At 44.4% G+C, this 16,231-nt stretch carries 12 protein-coding genes; 4 read left to right on the forward strand and 8 right to left on the reverse strand.

The genetic code is table 11. The annotated features are described in order from the left end of the window. Nucleotides 1-6: 6 nt before the first annotated feature. From Q8W40_RS17585 to Q8W40_RS17595, 3 genes are all read right to left on the reverse strand, one after another. Nucleotides 7-1,623 (reverse strand): AMP-binding protein, encoded by a 1,617-nt coding sequence (locus Q8W40_RS17585; protein ID WP_305399049.1) that lies wholly within the window; start codon nt 1,621-1,623, stop codon nt 7-9. Between the two features lie 81 nt (nt 1,624-1,704). After that, nucleotides 1,705-2,157: a MarR family winged helix-turn-helix transcriptional regulator gene (locus Q8W40_RS17590; protein WP_305399050.1), complete on the reverse strand. Its 453-nt coding sequence runs from the start codon at nt 2,155-2,157 to the stop codon at nt 1,705-1,707. A gap of 38 nt (nt 2,158-2,195) precedes the next feature. Then, on the reverse strand, nt 2,196-4,496 hold the full coding sequence (locus tag Q8W40_RS17595; RefSeq protein ID WP_305399052.1) for a bifunctional salicylyl-CoA 5-hydroxylase/oxidoreductase: 2,301 nt from the start codon (nt 4,494-4,496) through the stop codon (nt 2,196-2,198). A gap of 309 nt (nt 4,497-4,805) precedes the next feature. Here Q8W40_RS17595 and Q8W40_RS17600 point away from each other — a divergent pair, with 309 nt between their 5' ends. Next, on the forward strand, nt 4,806-6,041 hold the full coding sequence (locus Q8W40_RS17600; protein WP_305399054.1) for an alpha/beta hydrolase: 1,236 nt from the start codon (nt 4,806-4,808) through the stop codon (nt 6,039-6,041). Between the two features lie 38 nt (nt 6,042-6,079). On the opposite strand, the gene Q8W40_RS17605 is transcribed toward Q8W40_RS17600, so the two are convergent. Together Q8W40_RS17605 and lpcA are read right to left on the reverse strand one after the other, a co-directional pair. After that, complete coding sequence (locus Q8W40_RS17605) at nt 6,080-6,925, reverse strand: class II glutamine amidotransferase (protein ID WP_305399056.1); 846 nt, start codon at nt 6,923-6,925, stop codon at nt 6,080-6,082. 16 nt (nt 6,926-6,941) lie between these two features. Beyond that, nucleotides 6,942-7,517 (reverse strand): D-sedoheptulose 7-phosphate isomerase, encoded by a 576-nt coding sequence (lpcA, locus tag Q8W40_RS17610; protein ID WP_104402061.1) that lies wholly within the window; start codon nt 7,515-7,517, stop codon nt 6,942-6,944. A 359-nt stretch (nt 7,518-7,876) separates the two neighbouring features. Between lpcA and fadE the strand changes: the two genes are divergently transcribed. Continuing rightward, nucleotides 7,877-10,324 (forward strand): acyl-CoA dehydrogenase FadE, encoded by a 2,448-nt coding sequence (gene fadE / locus Q8W40_RS17615; RefSeq protein WP_305399057.1) that lies wholly within the window; start codon nt 7,877-7,879, stop codon nt 10,322-10,324. Nucleotides 10,325-10,794: 470 nt separating this feature from the next. Beyond that, entirely contained in the window at nt 10,795-12,819 is a 2,025-nt protein-coding gene (locus Q8W40_RS17620; protein WP_305399256.1) for a hemolysin, read from the forward strand. Nucleotides 12,820-12,895: 76 nt separating this feature from the next. Here the strand turns inward: Q8W40_RS17620 and Q8W40_RS17625 are convergent, their stop codons facing one another. Both Q8W40_RS17625 and dnaQ read right to left on the reverse strand, forming a co-directional pair. Further along, nucleotides 12,896-14,149 (reverse strand): TIGR03503 family protein, encoded by a 1,254-nt coding sequence (locus tag Q8W40_RS17625; protein WP_305399058.1) that lies wholly within the window; start codon nt 14,147-14,149, stop codon nt 12,896-12,898. 8 nt (nt 14,150-14,157) lie between these two features. Next, nucleotides 14,158-14,898 (reverse strand): DNA polymerase III subunit epsilon, encoded by a 741-nt coding sequence (gene dnaQ, locus Q8W40_RS17630; protein ID WP_305399060.1) that lies wholly within the window; start codon nt 14,896-14,898, stop codon nt 14,158-14,160. 64 nt (nt 14,899-14,962) lie between these two features. Between dnaQ and rnhA the strand changes: the two genes are divergently transcribed. Continuing rightward, complete coding sequence (rnhA, locus tag Q8W40_RS17635; protein WP_305399061.1) at nt 14,963-15,427, forward strand: ribonuclease HI; 465 nt, start codon at nt 14,963-14,965, stop codon at nt 15,425-15,427. Between the two features lie 38 nt (nt 15,428-15,465). On the opposite strand, the gene Q8W40_RS17640 is transcribed toward rnhA, so the two are convergent. Next, nucleotides 15,466-16,209 (reverse strand): class I SAM-dependent methyltransferase, encoded by a 744-nt coding sequence (locus Q8W40_RS17640; RefSeq protein ID WP_305399063.1) that lies wholly within the window; start codon nt 16,207-16,209, stop codon nt 15,466-15,468. Nucleotides 16,210-16,231: the final 22 nt, after the last annotated feature.

A 16,231-nucleotide genomic window follows, 5' to 3' on the forward strand; every position in this document is an offset into this window, starting at 1 on the left:
GCTAACTTAAACTCTGGTTAGCTTGTGTTTTTGCACTTTCCCTGTTTTTGTCTTTGGTAACGCTTCAATAAATTTTATCGACCTTGGGTATTTAAATGGGGCGATGGTATTTTTGACGTAGTCTTGAAGTTCTTTAACGATCTGTTCTGACGGCGCGGTATTTTCTGTTAATACAATATGGGCTTGAACAATCATGCCTCGCGCTTCGTCTTTGGTTCCAATCACCGCGCATTCTTTTACATATCGATGACTTAGCAGCGCCGATTCCACTTCGGGTCCAGCAATGTTATAGCCAGAAGACACAATCATTTCGTCGTTGCGAGAAACAAAATGAAAGAAGCCTTGTTCGTCTTTGTAAAAGGCATCTCCCGTGATATTCCAACCAGAAGAGACGTAATCATGTTGGCGAGGATCGTTGAGGTATCGACATCCTGTTGGACCGCGAACCATCAGCCTCCCAACTTCGTCCACCGTGGACTCTTCACCATGCTCGTTGACGATTTTGGCTTCGTATCCTGAAATGGGTTTCCCTGTTGAACCTGGAGCATGATCGTCAAGGCGATTGGAAATAAAGATGTGCAGCATTTCGGTAGCCCCTATCCCGTCGAGCAGCGGCTTTTTGGTTTTCTCAAACCACTCTTTATAAATCGGCGCGGGAAGCGTTTCACCTGCAGACACAGCCACTCTTAGCGAAGACAGATCCGCGTCTTCTTCCATGCCTTTCAGCATTACTCGATACGCCGTTGGTGCAGTAAAGCAAATCGTTGCTTTGTACTTATCAATAATTTCAATGATATTGGTTGGGGACGCATTTTCTAACAGGATGCTTGATGCACCGAAACGTAAGGGAAATATCGCCAATCCACCGAGCCCAAAAGTGAAGGCTAGCGGAGGAGAACCTACGACAATATCGTCGGGCGATACTTGCAACACTTCTTTTGCGTATCCATCCGCTATCAGTAGCAAGTCTCTGTGGAAGTGCATTGTTGCTTTCGGCTTACCTGTAGTGCCAGATGTAAACGCGAGTAAGGCCACATCGTCTCGCCCTGTTTTGACTGGGCTAAACTTCACCGACTTTTCCAATGCCATTCTGTCGAGTGGGGCATCGAAGTTTGAACTGCCATCAAACCCAACAACATGCTCTAAACATGGGCTAGATTCTTGGCACTTTTCAAGTTCATCTATTAACCGAGAATCGCATAATGAATACTTTATTTCTGCTTTTTCAACGATTTGAGCCAACTCGGATGCTCTTAGCATCGGCATTGTATTGACCGCAACACCACCCGCTTTCGTTACGGCTAACCAACATGCGACAAACGCTGGGTTATTTGAGGAACGAATGAGCACTCTGTTTCCAGGGACGAGCCCCAAATCCTCAACCAGAACATTGGCAATTCGGTTACTCCAATCCAATAGCTCTTTGTAGGTTCGTCTGCGTCCATTTCCAATAAGAGCAGTATGGTCGCCGAACCCGATTGCGACCATTTTGTCGGTCAATTCTTCGGCGACATTGAGATATTCGGGGTAGCGCGATTCCGTATACAGCAATTCTGGCCACGTCTCAGCAGGTGGCAGGTTGTTCCGTGTAAACGGATCGACATGTGCGGTTGGTCCTAACATAGTTTTCCCTCACTACGCTTATGTATAGACATTGCATCAATCGCTCTGTCAGTGATCGACAGATAATAGGGTTCTATTGCCCTAATCTTTGACGGTATGATGAATAATATCGTCGAGTTGCTGGCACAGAGTGTCGAGCGACTCGTCATCCAATGAAATCAAAAGATCATTCACCCACGTTTCATGGGCTTTCGCTTGAACTTCAAATTCTTTACGACCCAACTCCGTTAGCGACACACAAGAAGCTCTGCGATCGTTAGGCATTACAGCTCTTTCAACGAACTCGTCTTCTATGAGCCTATCGATAATGCCCGTTACATTGCCGCCCGAAACGCGTAACGCTTTAGACAAGTCGCTCATTTTCATCCCTTCTTCGTAACGTGCCAGCGTGGCTAACACATCAAAACGAGGAAGGGTCGAATTGAATTCAACTCGAAAATTCTGGCGAAGCTCCGACTGAACGGACTGGCTGACGCCGAGGATCCTAAGCCATAACCGAAGACGCGATTTCGATTTTTGCTCATCGGTATTCATTATTGATCTCTTCAATTCACTCATGCGTTTAAGACTCTCTATTTGGGCAAATCTGTGTTTGCTAGTTCTCTGTTTACTAAATGCTGGAGCTGTTCTTTACCTGTTTGATATGGGCTCGACCATGCCTGCTCTTTATCTTGTATGAGCGCGGCTTGCCTATTCGTCCAATAAGGATCCGACAAATGGGGACGACCTATCGCCACGAGATCGGCTCGACCTGCGAGCAAGATGGAATTCACATGGTCAGCTTCGTAGATATTCCCGACGGCCATGGTACTGATATCCGCTTCATTGCGTATTTGATCGGCAAAAGGCGTTTGGTATAGGCGACCGTACCTTGGCTTAACCGAAGACGTGGTTTCACCGGATGAAACCACAATGATATCGATGCCGACTTGTTTAAACATGGCGGAAATGTCCACGGCTTCATCAGGCGTTACCCCCTTGTCGCCAGACCAGTCACTGGCAGAAATACGAACAGATATCGGTTTTTGCCTTGGCCACGCTTGTCTAACTGCTGTGACCACTCGAAGCGGAAACCTCATTCGATTTTCAAGTGATTGGCTACCGAATTGATCATCCCGTAGGTTGGTGAGCGGCGATATGAATGACGCTAATAGCCCACCATGACCCGCGTGAATTTCCAGCATATCGAACCCAGCACGTTCCGCCCTTCTTGCGGCGAGAACAAACTGCTCACACACGGTGTCCATGTCATGTACGGAAAGCGGTTCTGGCGTTTCACTGCTAGGAGACCAAGGTACGTTAGAAGCAGATTTCAGTGGCCACCCACCTTTGTTCAATGGTTGATTTTCCGCTTCCCAAGGCAACTGAGTCGCCGCGCGTGCGCCTGCATGACCTAGCTGACAACAGGTTGCCGCTTGAGTTTCTTTATGAACAAATCGGTTAACTCTGCTCCAACCTTCTATTTGGGAGTCGTGATAAAGCCCTGCACAGCCTAGTGTGGGGCGTCCCTCTTCAGACACCGACACCATTTCTGTGCACACCAAACCCGCACCGCCTTTTGCTCTCTCACCATAATGAATTAAGTGCCAGTCGCTAATATGCCCTTCGCTGCTTTTGTATTGAGCAATAGGGGAAACTACTACGCGGTTCACCAATTCCAAGTCACGCAGAGAAAACGGGGTAAACATAGGGGAGCGAACGCGATCTGAGTCAGTGCCACCAGCCTGTTTGCAAAACCAAGCTTCCGCATCCGCTAGCCAATTGGGATCTCTCATTCTCAGGTTTTCATGCCCGATTCGCTGTGATCGGGTCAGCATGGCGTAGTTCAGCTGCTCTAAATCAAATCCTAAGTAACGATGAACGTGTTCAAACCACTCTAAAGAATTGATGGCGGCCGATTGAATCCGCAGTACCTGCTCTCGACGTTCACTTTCATACAGCTGGAACGCATCTTGGATGGATTCTTCTTGATTCAAATAAGTAGCTAGGGCAATGGCGCTTTCCATCGCCAATTTCGTGCCAGAGCCAATGGAGAAATGCGCCGACGCTGAGGCGTCACCCATTAAGACAATATTCTTGAAACTCCACTTTTCGCACAGTAAGCGTGGGAAGTTGATCCAGGCGGAACCACGAATGTGATTAGCGTTGGTAATGAGAGGCTGACCGGACAGGTGGTCTTTGAAAATTTCCTGACAAACTTCGATAGATTCTTGTTGGCTCAACTCCCCAAATCCATAGTTTTGCCATGTCTCTTCATCGCACTCAACAATGAACGTCGCCATCTCATCGTCAAACTGATAGGCGTGTGCCCAAACCCAGCCTTTATCGGTTTCCACAAAAATGAATGTGAACGCATCATCAAACTTTTGTGGGGTCCCTAGCCAAACAAATTTGCAGGGTCTCATTTCCACATTGGGTTTGAATTCAGCTTCGTGCGCTTGCCTAGTTTTGGAGTTCAAGCCATCAGAAGCCACAACAAGATCGTACTCCTTCGCTAATTCCTCGGCAGGACGTGATTCGGTGGCGTAACGAATTTCAATACCAAGTTCTTCCGCGCGCTTTTGCAAAATGTTCAGTAGTCTTAAACGCCCTATTCCACAAAAACCATGGCCAGTGGAAACAATTTTTTCGTCGTTTCGGACCAAAGCAATGTCATCCCAATAAGCAAAGTTTTCTCTTATCGCTTCTGCGCTTGACGGATCATTTTGTGCAAAGTTGTCTAGTGTTTCCGCTGAAAATACGACGCCCCAACCAAACGTATCATCAGCACGATGCCGTTCAAAAATGACCACTTCTGATTCAGGGTTGCGCAGTTTCATTGATATTGCGAAATACAGACCTCCAGGTCCACCTCCGATACAAGCGACTCTCATTTTCGTGCTCCTTGCCTTGATGAATTGATCAAAAAGTATACAATTAAAGAAATTACTTCAAGCTTAAAATATATATACTTAAAACAAATGTGATCTGTATTGTTATGCTGTTTTTATAGAATTTGAAGAATTATATTTTTAATCAAGGACTTTGAAGGTTTGGGGGAATTCTAGAAAAAATCGCAGGAATCTTGTGTGCATATGGAGATTTTCAGTGCATAAGAGACGCATCTCACTACAACAGAAAACTTGGGCTTTTTTGCCTAATCGCTTGATAGTTTGCCATACTAAAGTGCAAGGAGAGCAGCCATGAAAATCACATCTATAAATCGCAAAATACCGATAGAAAGCATTGAAAATAATGAAATTTTCATAGAAAACGAGTCAGATAAAAATTCTAAAAATATAATCGAATCCCTTGACGTCCTTGCTACTAAAATTAACGCAAAATTTCATTCCTATGGCGTGAACCGATCATCCATCAAAACGCTAACGATTTTTGTAAAATCACTCGAAGATTTTTATAACAATGCGGACGAAATAGATAAGTTACTCAGATTCAAGCTAGCAGGAAATATTGGTGAGGTGGCATTAGTTGAAAGCGAAACGGTAGCACTAGAAGCGGCAATTGTACGTGAGCCTCTATCGAATGAGGTTATCTTTCGCGGTTACACAAAAACAGCGCTCTTTGATCAATATTACACGTTTTTGACTGCCCCAGATGCGCCACAAATTATTCGTAATTGGGTCAATACCCAGCCCTCGCCTGATTGTGACAAAACAGAAATGGTGTTCGGCGACTCTGCCTATCACCACTCATTGGATCTGTTTACCCCAAAACAACGAAATAAGAAATTGCCCTTGCTTATCCATATTCACGGGGGCTATTGGCAGTACACGGATAAAGAAATCTACATCAAAATCGCCAACTCTTTTACTCAATCCGGTGTTGCGGTGGCTAACTTAAACTACCCTCAAGCCCCAGATGTCCCGATGAGTGAAATCATCGATTCTTGTCGCAAAGGTATTCGTGCTTTGTTTCTCGCAGCGGAAGAATACGGTATAGACTCAAACGCGATAACCGTAGTAGGTCATTCCGCAGGTGCGCACCTTGCTGCAATGATGGGGCTGACTAATTGGTCGATGCTCGACCCCGCGATGCCTCGCAATATTTTTCAAACCGTTATTGGCTTTTCAGGTCTCTACGATTTGGAGCCATTATCTATCGTGATGCGCGATCGGTTGAAGCTCGATTTAACACAGCTAAAAGACACAAGCCCTATCCATTGCGGCGCTGTTGAGCCCGTCGACTTCCACCTTTATGTAGGAAAAAATGAAAGTGATGAGTTTCAAAGACAAACCGATATTTTTCTGGAATACATACATTCAAACGGCATGCTTGGCAGCAAGGTAGTGCTACCGAATAAAAATCACTTCTCTGCCGTTGATGAGTTCTATTCCGAGTCTACGCAAACCTTCTTTGATTGTTTGGATTTGATTTTGGAGAAGAATGAAAAAGAGAAGAATGAAGATGAAGAGATGTGATAAAAAATCCCACCGAAGTAAGTGGGATTTGAAATAGATTATTCTAATGGTTCTGTCGGAGCCTGCGATTTTGGTTTCGCTTCCGCGAAAGGAACGTGCTCAAGCTCACCGTGATTTCCGTCAATACTTTCACCAAAATGGAAAATATTAAATTCCCCTGGCTTCATACGGTGCCAAGCCTCATTGTCGGTTAACGGCTGAGTTGCGATGACAGAAACAACATCATTTGGTGTCGTTTCTTTCTGAAAATCAATGGTGACATCTTCATCGATAAGGCTTGCTTTACCAAACGGTGCGCGTCTTGTTATCCAATACAGGTGATTCGTGCAATAGGTCATCACATACTCACCATCACTGAGCAACATGTTAAACACGCCGAGCTCTCTCAGTTCATCGCAGCACTCGGCAACAAACTTAAACATGCCAACCATGTCTTGTGGCGGCTCTGGATAACGGTCTTGCAAGCGATTGAGTAGCCAACAAAATGACAATTCACTGTCTGTTTGACCAACAGGTCGAATGAATCCTGTTTTTAATTTGTCGTACCCACTCAACTGCCCATTGTGTGCAAAAGTCCAGTAACGCCCCCAAAGCTCTCGAGTAAAAGGGTGAGTGTTTTCTAAATTCACTCCCCCTCGATTGGCTTGCCGAATATGGCTAATGACGGCTTTACTTTTGATCGGATAATTCTGCACCAGTTCAGCAATTTTAGACTTGCAGCTCGGGTTTGGGTCCTTAAACGTCCTAAACCCTTTCCCTTCATAAAACGTGATTCCCCACCCATCACGGTGTGGTCCCGTATTTCCGCCTCTTTGCATCAGCCCTGTAAAACTGAAACAAATGTCTGTTGGCACATTGGCGCTCATTCCGAGCAATTCGCACATAAGTACTGGTACTCCTTTATTCCATTTCTTTTTCGATAAGCTGAATAACGATATGAATAATTTTTATATGAATTTCTTGAATTCGATCAGCGTAACCAAAATGAGGTACTCTGATTTCTATATCAGCCAAACCAGCCATCTTTCCGCCATCTTTACCCGTTAAGGCGATGGTTTTCATTCCTTTTGCTTTTGCAGCATCAATGGCTTTCAAAATATTGCCCGAATTACCAGACGTTGAAAGACCAAACAACACGTCGCCTTTTGAACCTACCGCTTCTACATAACGCGAAAATACCGATTCATAACCGAAATCGTTGCTCACACAAGAAAGGTGGCTTGGATCTGAAATCGCGATCCCAGGGTAGCCTGGGCGGTTTTCACGATATCGCCCTGTTAATTCTTCAGCAAAATGCATTGCATCACAATGCGAGCCCCCATTTCCACATGACAGGACTTTTCCACCTTGTTTGAAAGAGTCGGCGATTAATTTAGCAGCACTTTCTATCTGTTTGATGTTTGCATCATCACTTAAAAATGCGTTCAGTACGTCGGCAGCTTCTTGCAGTTCATTTTTTATTAGGTCTTGGTACATGGTTTTCTCTGAATAGTTGTTTGCTTTCAGCCTTCCAATGTGGAGAGCCAACCCTTTCCTAAACTCAAACAGTTTGAGTATATATCCCCAAAAAATTGAGGAATGGGAGTTCCGATTACCTTCCCCCTAAATTTTACCGATTATTAATTTCGTGTCGATAGCAGAGAGCAGAATCCTCTCAATTGTAGTGAGAATTTGTTGCTTGAAATAAAACTGGTTGCTCGCACATCAGATCGCGATCAAATCTTGAACAAATAACAGTTTTACAAGTCAGTAACATCTAAGTTACAATCCACATTAACTGGTATGACCTCTTACCTGAATAAGGCAGTAGACTGCCAATTAAAAGGATAATAATTATGGATATCTTGCTCTCTACAATTACGCTGGTGCTAGCCGTCGGGCTAGTGCTCTATCATCGAACGTCGCTCGCTGTTTCTCTGCTTATCATTGGTGCCGCACTAATCGGGACAACTGTTCTAGGCTGGACCGGAGGAACAAGTTGGATTGTATTTATCGTGTTGAGTGCCATCGTAGCGATTCCAGCAGTAAGACAGTCCCTGTTCAGTGCCAAAGCGCTTAAGTTCTTTAAAAAAGTTCTTCCTGCCATGTCTCAAACAGAAAAAGAAGCATTGGATGCAGGTACAGTATGGTGGGAAGCGGAGCTATTTAAAGGCAAGCCAAATTGGCGTCAACTTCAATCCATTAAAAAACCCACTCTGACAAAAGAAGAACAAGAATTCCTTGATGGCCCGGTGAATGAAGTGTGTGCGATGACAAGTGATCATCAGGTCACTCACGAACTTGCCGATCTTCCTCAAGAAGTTTGGCAATACCTTAAAGACCACAAATTCTTCGCTATGATCATTAAGAAGCAATATGGCGGCTTGGAGTTTTCTGCCTATGCTCAATCTTTGGTATTGCAGAAGCTCACTGGCGTCTCGGGTGTACTTTCTTCCACGGTTGGCGTACCTAACTCTTTAGGTCCTGGTGAGCTACTTCAGCACTATGGGACCGAAGAACAAAAAAACCATTACTTGCCAAGACTCGCTGTCGGTAAAGAGATCCCTTGCTTTGCTTTAACGAGCCCAGAAGCTGGCTCGGATGCGGGATCTATCCCTGACTATGGTGTGGTTTGCAAGGGTGAATGGGAAGGAAAAGAAGTGTTGGGAATGCGCCTAACATGGAACAAGCGATATATTACTTTAGCGCCTGTCGCGACCGTTTTGGGTTTAGCATTCAAGCTACAAGACCCAGATGGGCTATTAGGTGAAAAGCAAGATCTTGGTATTACTTGTGCGTTGATCCCAACCAATATTGATGGTGTTGAGATAGGTCGTAGGCATTTCCCATTGAATGTTCCATTCCAGAACGGCCCGACCAAAGGTAACGATGTCTTTGTGCCACTCGATTTCATTATCGGCGGTCCTAAAATGGCAGGGCAAGGCTGGCGTATGCTGGTTGAATGCTTAAGTGTAGGTCGCGGTATTACGTTACCTTCGAATTCAACTGGTGGCATCAAAACGGCAGCGTTAGCAACTGGGGCGTACGCTCGAATTCGTCGCCAATTCAAGCAACCAATTGGTCATATGGAAGGAATAGAAGAGCCTTTAGCGCGCCTTGCAGGTAATGCTTACGTTATGGATGCCGCGAGCAGCCTTACAGTAGCTGGGATCGACATGGGGCAAAAACCATCGGTTATTTCCGCTATCGTTAAATACCACTGTACTCACAGAGGACAGCAAAGCATCATCGACGCCATGGACATTGTCGGTGGTAAAGGAATCTGCCTAGGTCCATCTAACTTTTTGGCTCGTGGTTATCAAGGTTCGCCCATCGCCGTTACGGTTGAAGGCGCAAACATTCTGACACGTTCGATGATCATTTATGGTCAGGGAGCGATTCGTTGTCACCCTTATGTTTTAGAAGAGATGAATGCCGCTCATTCAGATAAGCCAGACGCGTTAGCTAAATTTGATAAGGCACTGATGGGACACATAGGCTTTACCATGAGTAACTTGGTACGTAGCTTCTGGCTTGGTGTTACGGATGGCAGAGGCTCAGACAGCCCAACCAGCGACAAGACTCGTCGTTACTACCAACAGCTTAATCGCTACAGTGCGAATATGGCATTGTTATCCGATATTTCCATGGCAGTTCTGGGTGGTTCACTAAAACGAAAAGAGCGCTTAAGTGCACGTTTAGGTGATATTCTGAGTCAACTCTATTTGGCAAGCGCAACCTTAAAGCGTTTCGAAAATGAAGGAAATAAAACAGAAGATTTGCCATTGCTGGAATGGGGAATGCAAGACAGTTTGATCCAAACAGAAATCGCAATTGATGAGTTCCTCGCGAACTTCCCAAGCCCTTGGCTAGGAAAAATGCTCCGAGTCATCATTCTACCTTTTGGTCGAATCAGAAAATCACCTTCAGATAACTTAGATCATAAAGTAGCGGCAATCCTTCAAGTGCCAAGTGAAACACGTTCTAGAATAGGTCGTAACCAATATTTAATTCCAACGGAAAATAACCCTGCGGGTAAGTTAGAATATGCGTTGGAAATAATTTTGGAAGCAGAGCCTTTATTTAATAAAGTATGCAAAGAAATTGAGAAAAGAATACCATTTACGCAACTAGATAAAGTAGCAAATATAGGAATTGAAAATAATATTCTTTCTCAAGAAGAGGCTAATTTATTGGTATTGGCCGAGAAGCTAAGGTTAGAAACCATCAACGTCGATGATTTCGACTTCAACGCTCTTGCAGCAAACCCTCATATGCCTTCAAAAATGGATGAAGTCGCATAGTTTCTTTCCCTCAGCTAAGTATTAGGTGAACTAAGACTCATCTAATACTTAGCCAAACAATTACTTAGCCTTTCCACAAACCCTCTCAAACTTAAGACAAACGCTCTAGTCTCAAAAATAGTACAAACGGGCAATTGAGATCTTCCTCCAAGTAATTAACAATCCCTCCGACAAATAATTACATCCCAGTGTGAATCCTAAGTTATTGGATTGGGTCGCGAAGTACTGAGATGAATAAAAAATAAATTTATCTGAACTTATATTCACTGTCTTTTTTGTTGTTGGATTACGACTTTTTGTCTTTCTTAATTCAACTTAAAGCAACATCTAAGTAAGTAAGAACTAAATTTAAATCTAAATAAAACGAAAGTTGTTTAATCATTTCTTTAGCTCTCAGAGGGAAGAGAATAATGCTAAGAACTCCATTAGTGCTATCCACCATAATATTAGGTGTAGGCATCCAAACGCCAATGATCGCAACAGCAGGCGCAGCTGCACCAGCAAAAGCCTGTATTGTTAGCCGTGATACAGGCGCAAAATACTGTTTAGAAGCTGGCCAGCGTTCAGGCTACTCTTTGCCATCTTACATTCGTGGTCATGATGTTGATGTTATTGCACCTGAAGGTTTAGGAGTAATGCTCAGCGACTGGGATAACCTTTCCTACAACCGATTGGCGGTATTTGAACGCCATACTCACAACGAAGCGATGGAACACGTTTTAGCTCGTAATGGGCGTTACCTAGACTTTTCTAACCCTCGTTCAATGAGAGTAGTCAGCACCACGAAACCGGATGAAGCTTGTATCGTTAGCCGTCAAACAGGTGCTGAATACTGCTTGAAAGCAGGTCAGCGTTCGGGTTACTCACTGCCCTACTACATTCGCGGACATCAAGTGGACGTTATCGCCCCAGAAGGCTTGGCAGTTATGCTGAGTGACTGGGATAACTTGTCTTACAACCGTTTAGCGGTATTCACAAAAGACACGAACAACGAAGATATGAAGAATGTTCGTGCGTACAACGGTCGTGATATTGATTTCTCTCACCCACGTTCAATGCGTGTTTTGTCTCGTGCTACCGTTCCAACGAATAAGCAATTGATTCAAGATTTCAACGACTTTACCAACCAACTTTCTCGTGGCTCTTGGGGTTTGGTTGATTTCGACAACAATGGTCAACCTGTTACTGAAGATGACAAAGATTCTTTTGTAGAAGATCGTGAAATCTTGTTCCAAGTAAAATGGACAGAACGCACGCTCCGTGGTTTCTTGGGTGATGATAACTTCGAATCATTAAAAACCAATATCGGTGTTGATGAAATTCGTAACCTAGTTGAAGACTACTGCCCAGCAAAATTGGAAGTGGGCACGCACGGGACTTACGGTCGCAACTTCAACGCTGGCTACACATCTGAGCTCGATTCAGATACGTACCACTGTCAACGTGGTTCATCCATCTACGCTGATGGTAATAGCTACGCTCTGAACTTTAGCGGCAATGCGTCTACCGTCATCATTGAAAGCTTCTTACCTACCGTTCCTGGTGCGACCTACGAGTTGGATGTGGATTACCAAAAACGTAACTACAGCACTAGCGTTAACCCTGATCAAGCATTCCGTGAGTTAGTTGTACAAGTGTCTTCAGATATCGAAGACGTCGCTGTACAAGGTTTAACCGATATTGAAACAGACAGTCACACTGGTTATTTGCCAATAAATAAACCGTTCAACGCGTCTGACCTAGATGGTGGATTTGCTCAAGCTAAAGTGACGTTTAAAGCTGATCGCTTCTACACACCTATCAGTTTGAAAGATACGGGTCACGCCGACTCTTACGGTATCTTGTTAACAAAAGTGGTCTCTGATGAAACGATGGCAAACCCATTTGAAGTGGCATGTCAGATGTTCCACCCGAACGATCCTGAACTTCAGAAAGAGTGTTTAACATCAACGGGCAAACCAACAGTTACACCAGAATCATGTGACCTAAGTATTGATGAAAGCTTAGGTAACTTTGTGGTTAACAAACCAGGTTACCGTGCGGAAAGCGAACCATTCCGTTATGTTCCTCAAAATATCTTCCATAACAAGAATTACTACTCTGTGGGTAAAGGTGGTGTCGTAACACTGAACCTTGCATACAATGGTATTTACTCTGGTTGTGATGTTCAGAACAGAACATTGTCACTGGATGAGTTCACAGGTAACAACTGGGACTTCCAACGATTCGCAGAGCAAGGCTTGACGAAAGTCCTTCTTGCATGTGAGCAGGATAATGAAACCGTACTTAACTGGGAAACATTAGAGACTACGTTCCCAGATAACTTGCTGATCACAAATCATAAGATCAACAAAACGTTTAACGATGACAAATACTCAAGCTGTAAGCTTCGTGCAATCCGCTTTGTAGACAGAACGCATAAGATTCCGTCTTACCAACAGGGTTATAGCGCAATCAGTGACGGCTTCGATATTCGTAATCTAAAACTGAACTAATCTAAACACTTCAACGAAAAACGGGCTCAATCGAGCCCGTTTTTTTATTCCTAATAATTTTCTCACCGTCTTACGGCTAACCTTTAGGTGGCATTGAAAGCTGCATCTCTGGTACTTGTGCTTTCTTCATCTTAATCTTGCGAACAACAAACCAAACAACAATTCCCAGAATAATCGCAATAATGTTTCCGATCATAATGATCATCATTCCTTTGAAGCGTTCATCTTCTCTCTCTTGCTCACGAATGGCTTGTTCTTCAAGCATGCGTTTCTCGTCTTGAGCTTGCTTGAATGCTTGCATGGAAGCTTCCACATCAACCTTTTCCACCACACTGAAAGACTGTTCTGCAAAACGAAAAACGAGTTCTCGCTCTGTTGTCGCCTCTGTGGCGAAAGCAATTCCCGACCAAGTGTGTTTACCGGGCATAGCAGCGTTAGGCAAACCAAAATACGCTTTGAGGCCATCTTCATCCGATTGCCCTTGGGTGACCATTTCTTTGCCTTCAGGTGTCGTTTGTTCGATGCTGACGGCAATAGAACCAGGCTTGATAGCCCCTTCTTCACCTGTCACGGTAATGGAATGGTTCATTGTTTCACTTCGCGCTTGCATAAATTCCGCTGACAATGGGGTCGGATACACCAAAATAGTCTGCTCAATCGACCGAAGAAATATTCCGTTCCCAGATGTGATACGCGCTCGATATTTTCCGGGTTCAATTTGAATGGGCAACTCCACGGTAAACACACCGTCTCCAGGGTATTCATCCAGCCCTTGCCCATCATCTTCAAATTCACCCATAACTTGAGGTTTTGGTCTGGCATCTGAGCTTAGCGAAGCTTCATTTTCAACATACTTAGTAAAGGTAACTTTAAGGTTCACTCTGTCCAAAAAATCTCTTAGTACCAGAGGCTTATCATCGTGTCTTAACTGTGCAGTAAACTTCGTGCTTTCGCCCATATAAAGGCGCTGTGGGAAACGATCCACACTGAGCTTGAGGTTTGAAAGAATTTTGATGTTGTTGCTGGGGTGTACTTTACCGACAGCTTGCCACGGCCCTGGCATTGGATCATCAATTGAAATGATGTCCATACCTGACTCTTCGTACCAACGCACATTTTCTGGATGGCTCCAAGCGTAGTACTTCTTACCGTCTGGTCTTACAAGCACCACAGATTGACTGTTTCGCTTGCGATAAACAATAAAAGAGGCTTGAGAAATAGAGGGATCGACCCTAAAGCGATTGTCTAAGAGTCGAATTGAGGATTCTGATTCTTCGCTGCTTACACCAGCTGCAAACACCAATAATAAGGGAATCAAAATCCGCCACATACACTCTCCTATTGACGCCAGAGGCAAGCGCCAGCTTTTTCTACAATATCAAGACGCGCACCATGCGCTTCTACTTCATCGGCTGATGCGCGAATAACTTTAAGTGACTTTCTGCCAGTCGCTACCCGCTTGATCGCTTCTCCCGTGCCGTCGCTGTTCTGGTCTCCACTATTAAACTTAAGTGTTGTTTGACCACCTGTCATTAACAGGTATACGTCCGCTAGGATTTCGGCATCGAGCAATGCCCCGTGGAGTGTACGGTGAGAGTTATCTATTCCGTATCGTTCACACAAGATATCGAGGTTGTTTCGCTTGCCCGGGAAGATTTTCTTCGCCATAGCAAGGGTATCGGTTACTTTACAGTATTGCTCCGTTTTCCCGATAGATGGGTCGAGCATCTTAAATTCATGATCCATAAAGCCGACATCGAAGGGCGCGTTATGAGCCACCAGCTCTGCACCATCAATGAATTCTAAAAATTCTTTATGTACGTCTCGATATTCAGGTTTATCAATCAAAAACTCATCTGTAATACCATGGACCAATATGGCATCCGGCTGGATTAACATGTCTGGTTTCAAGTAAACATGAAAATGTCGACCAGTGAGCTTACGGTTCATGATCTCTACCGCACCGATTTCAATGATGCGATGCCCCATGTAGTGGGGACCGGTTTCTCGGTTCATACCGGTTGTTTCGGTATCGAGCACCACGATTCTCTGGTGCGCAGAATTGTTGCTGGTATTCATAAGGATATGTGTCAGACTATGTTCAATGAATTCATTTCGCAATATCAAGTAATAGTATCAAATCATGGCGAAACAAGTTGAAGTTTTCACAGATGGCTCCTGCCTAGGCAATCCCGGACCAGGCGGTTATGGCATTGTACTCAGATACAAGCAAACTGAAAAAAACCTTTCTAAAGGGTACCAACTCACCACAAATAACCGCATGGAAATGATGGCAGCGGTTGTTGCGCTGAAGTCGCTTAAAGAACCCTGTAATGTAATTTTGACTACCGACAGCCAGTATGTCAGACAAGGCATTACACAGTGGATCCATAATTGGAAAAAGCGAGGGTGGAAAACGGCTGACAAAAAGCCCGTGAAAAACGCCGACTTATGGCAAGAACTCGACAAAGAAACCGCTCGCCATGATGTGGATTGGCGTTGGGTAAAAGGTCACGCTGGTCATAGAGAAAACGAAATATGCGATGAACTCGCCCGCACCGCTGCAGAATCTCCTACCGAAGAAGATACCGGTTACCAAGCTAGCTAACCTCCTACCCAAGCTCAGGTTAATTAGACACCCGTAGCCTAAGACGACTTTGTTTCCCGAGAAGACACTCGATAATTCACTCCTATTGGCGATAAATTACGTTTGAATCGCCAATGGGGCTTAATGGGTTTAAGAGGATAAGTGCGTTTTCGAGCGACGATAAAATAGAGGCTCCCAAATGGGTTCGCTAAATTACCCAGTGCGTTCTCTGTCCAAGTCCATAAAGGTTGATAGCGACCAAATGGCAATAGTGCGTAACAGTCCAAATGGACGACCTGATAGTTCAATAGCCCTAGCCAGTCTCGGATTCGGTTGGGGGTGAACATTCTCCCACTCCAAGGCAGGTTGTTCTTTCGCCATGGCATCAAACTCGATAATCCTGTCACGCTGATAGGATTAAACCCCGTTATGATTAAGTAACCATCGTCAATCATTACCCTGTCTATTTCACGCAGTAATCGGTGTGGGTCATTACAGTAATCAAGTTGGTGCGCCATCAGCACTGCGTCAAAACTCTTCTCGAGAAAAGGCAGATCATACGCATCAGCTATAACGTTATGGAGTGGGTTTTCGATATCCAGTAGAACTTGGTGTTGTATGTTGCAGTTTGAGCTCGTTAGTTCACAACTTAAACCACCGAGCTTTAACATATGGTAGCCAAACAATTTGGGGCACCATTCATCTAGCCTCATTTGGATAGTTTCTGATACCCACTGACCATTTTTGAGCTGTTCCCAAGAATGTGGCTGTTCTAATTTGCGTGATGTGCGAGCTGGCTTCATAATAATCCGTCTAAATATCTGG

This window comes from Vibrio penaeicida (assembly GCF_030689305.1).
In the GTDB taxonomy this organism is placed as follows: Bacteria; Pseudomonadota; Gammaproteobacteria; order Enterobacterales; family Vibrionaceae; genus Vibrio; species Vibrio penaeicida_B.

What these genes read in the sequence shown, in the direction of transcription:
- Q8W40_RS17640 (WP_305399063.1), bottom strand. Translation starts at nt 16,209, where the DNA reads ATGAAGCCAGCTCGCACATCACGCAAATTAGAACAGCCACATTCTTGG.
- Q8W40_RS17590 (WP_305399050.1), bottom strand. Translation starts at nt 2,157, where the DNA reads ATGAATACCGATGAGCAAAAATCGAAATCGCGTCTTCGGTTATGGCTT.
- Q8W40_RS17625 (WP_305399058.1), bottom strand. Translation starts at nt 14,149, where the DNA reads ATGTGGCGGATTTTGATTCCCTTATTATTGGTGTTTGCAGCTGGTGTA.
- lpcA (WP_104402061.1), bottom strand. Translation starts at nt 7,517, where the DNA reads ATGTACCAAGACCTAATAAAAAATGAACTGCAAGAAGCTGCCGACGTA.
- rnhA (WP_305399061.1), top strand. Translation starts at nt 14,963, where the DNA reads ATGGCGAAACAAGTTGAAGTTTTCACAGATGGCTCCTGCCTAGGCAAT.
- Q8W40_RS17595 (WP_305399052.1), bottom strand. Translation starts at nt 4,496, where the DNA reads ATGAGAGTCGCTTGTATCGGAGGTGGACCTGGAGGTCTGTATTTCGCA.
- dnaQ (WP_305399060.1), bottom strand. Translation starts at nt 14,898, where the DNA reads ATGAATACCAGCAACAATTCTGCGCACCAGAGAATCGTGGTGCTCGAT.
- Q8W40_RS17620 (WP_305399256.1), top strand. Translation starts at nt 10,795, where the DNA reads ATGATCGCAACAGCAGGCGCAGCTGCACCAGCAAAAGCCTGTATTGTT.
- Q8W40_RS17585 (WP_305399049.1), bottom strand. Translation starts at nt 1,623, where the DNA reads ATGTTAGGACCAACCGCACATGTCGATCCGTTTACACGGAACAACCTG.
- fadE (WP_305399057.1), top strand. Translation starts at nt 7,877, where the DNA reads ATGGATATCTTGCTCTCTACAATTACGCTGGTGCTAGCCGTCGGGCTA.
- Q8W40_RS17605 (WP_305399056.1), bottom strand. Translation starts at nt 6,925, where the DNA reads ATGTGCGAATTGCTCGGAATGAGCGCCAATGTGCCAACAGACATTTGT.
- Q8W40_RS17600 (WP_305399054.1), top strand. Translation starts at nt 4,806, where the DNA reads ATGAAAATCACATCTATAAATCGCAAAATACCGATAGAAAGCATTGAA.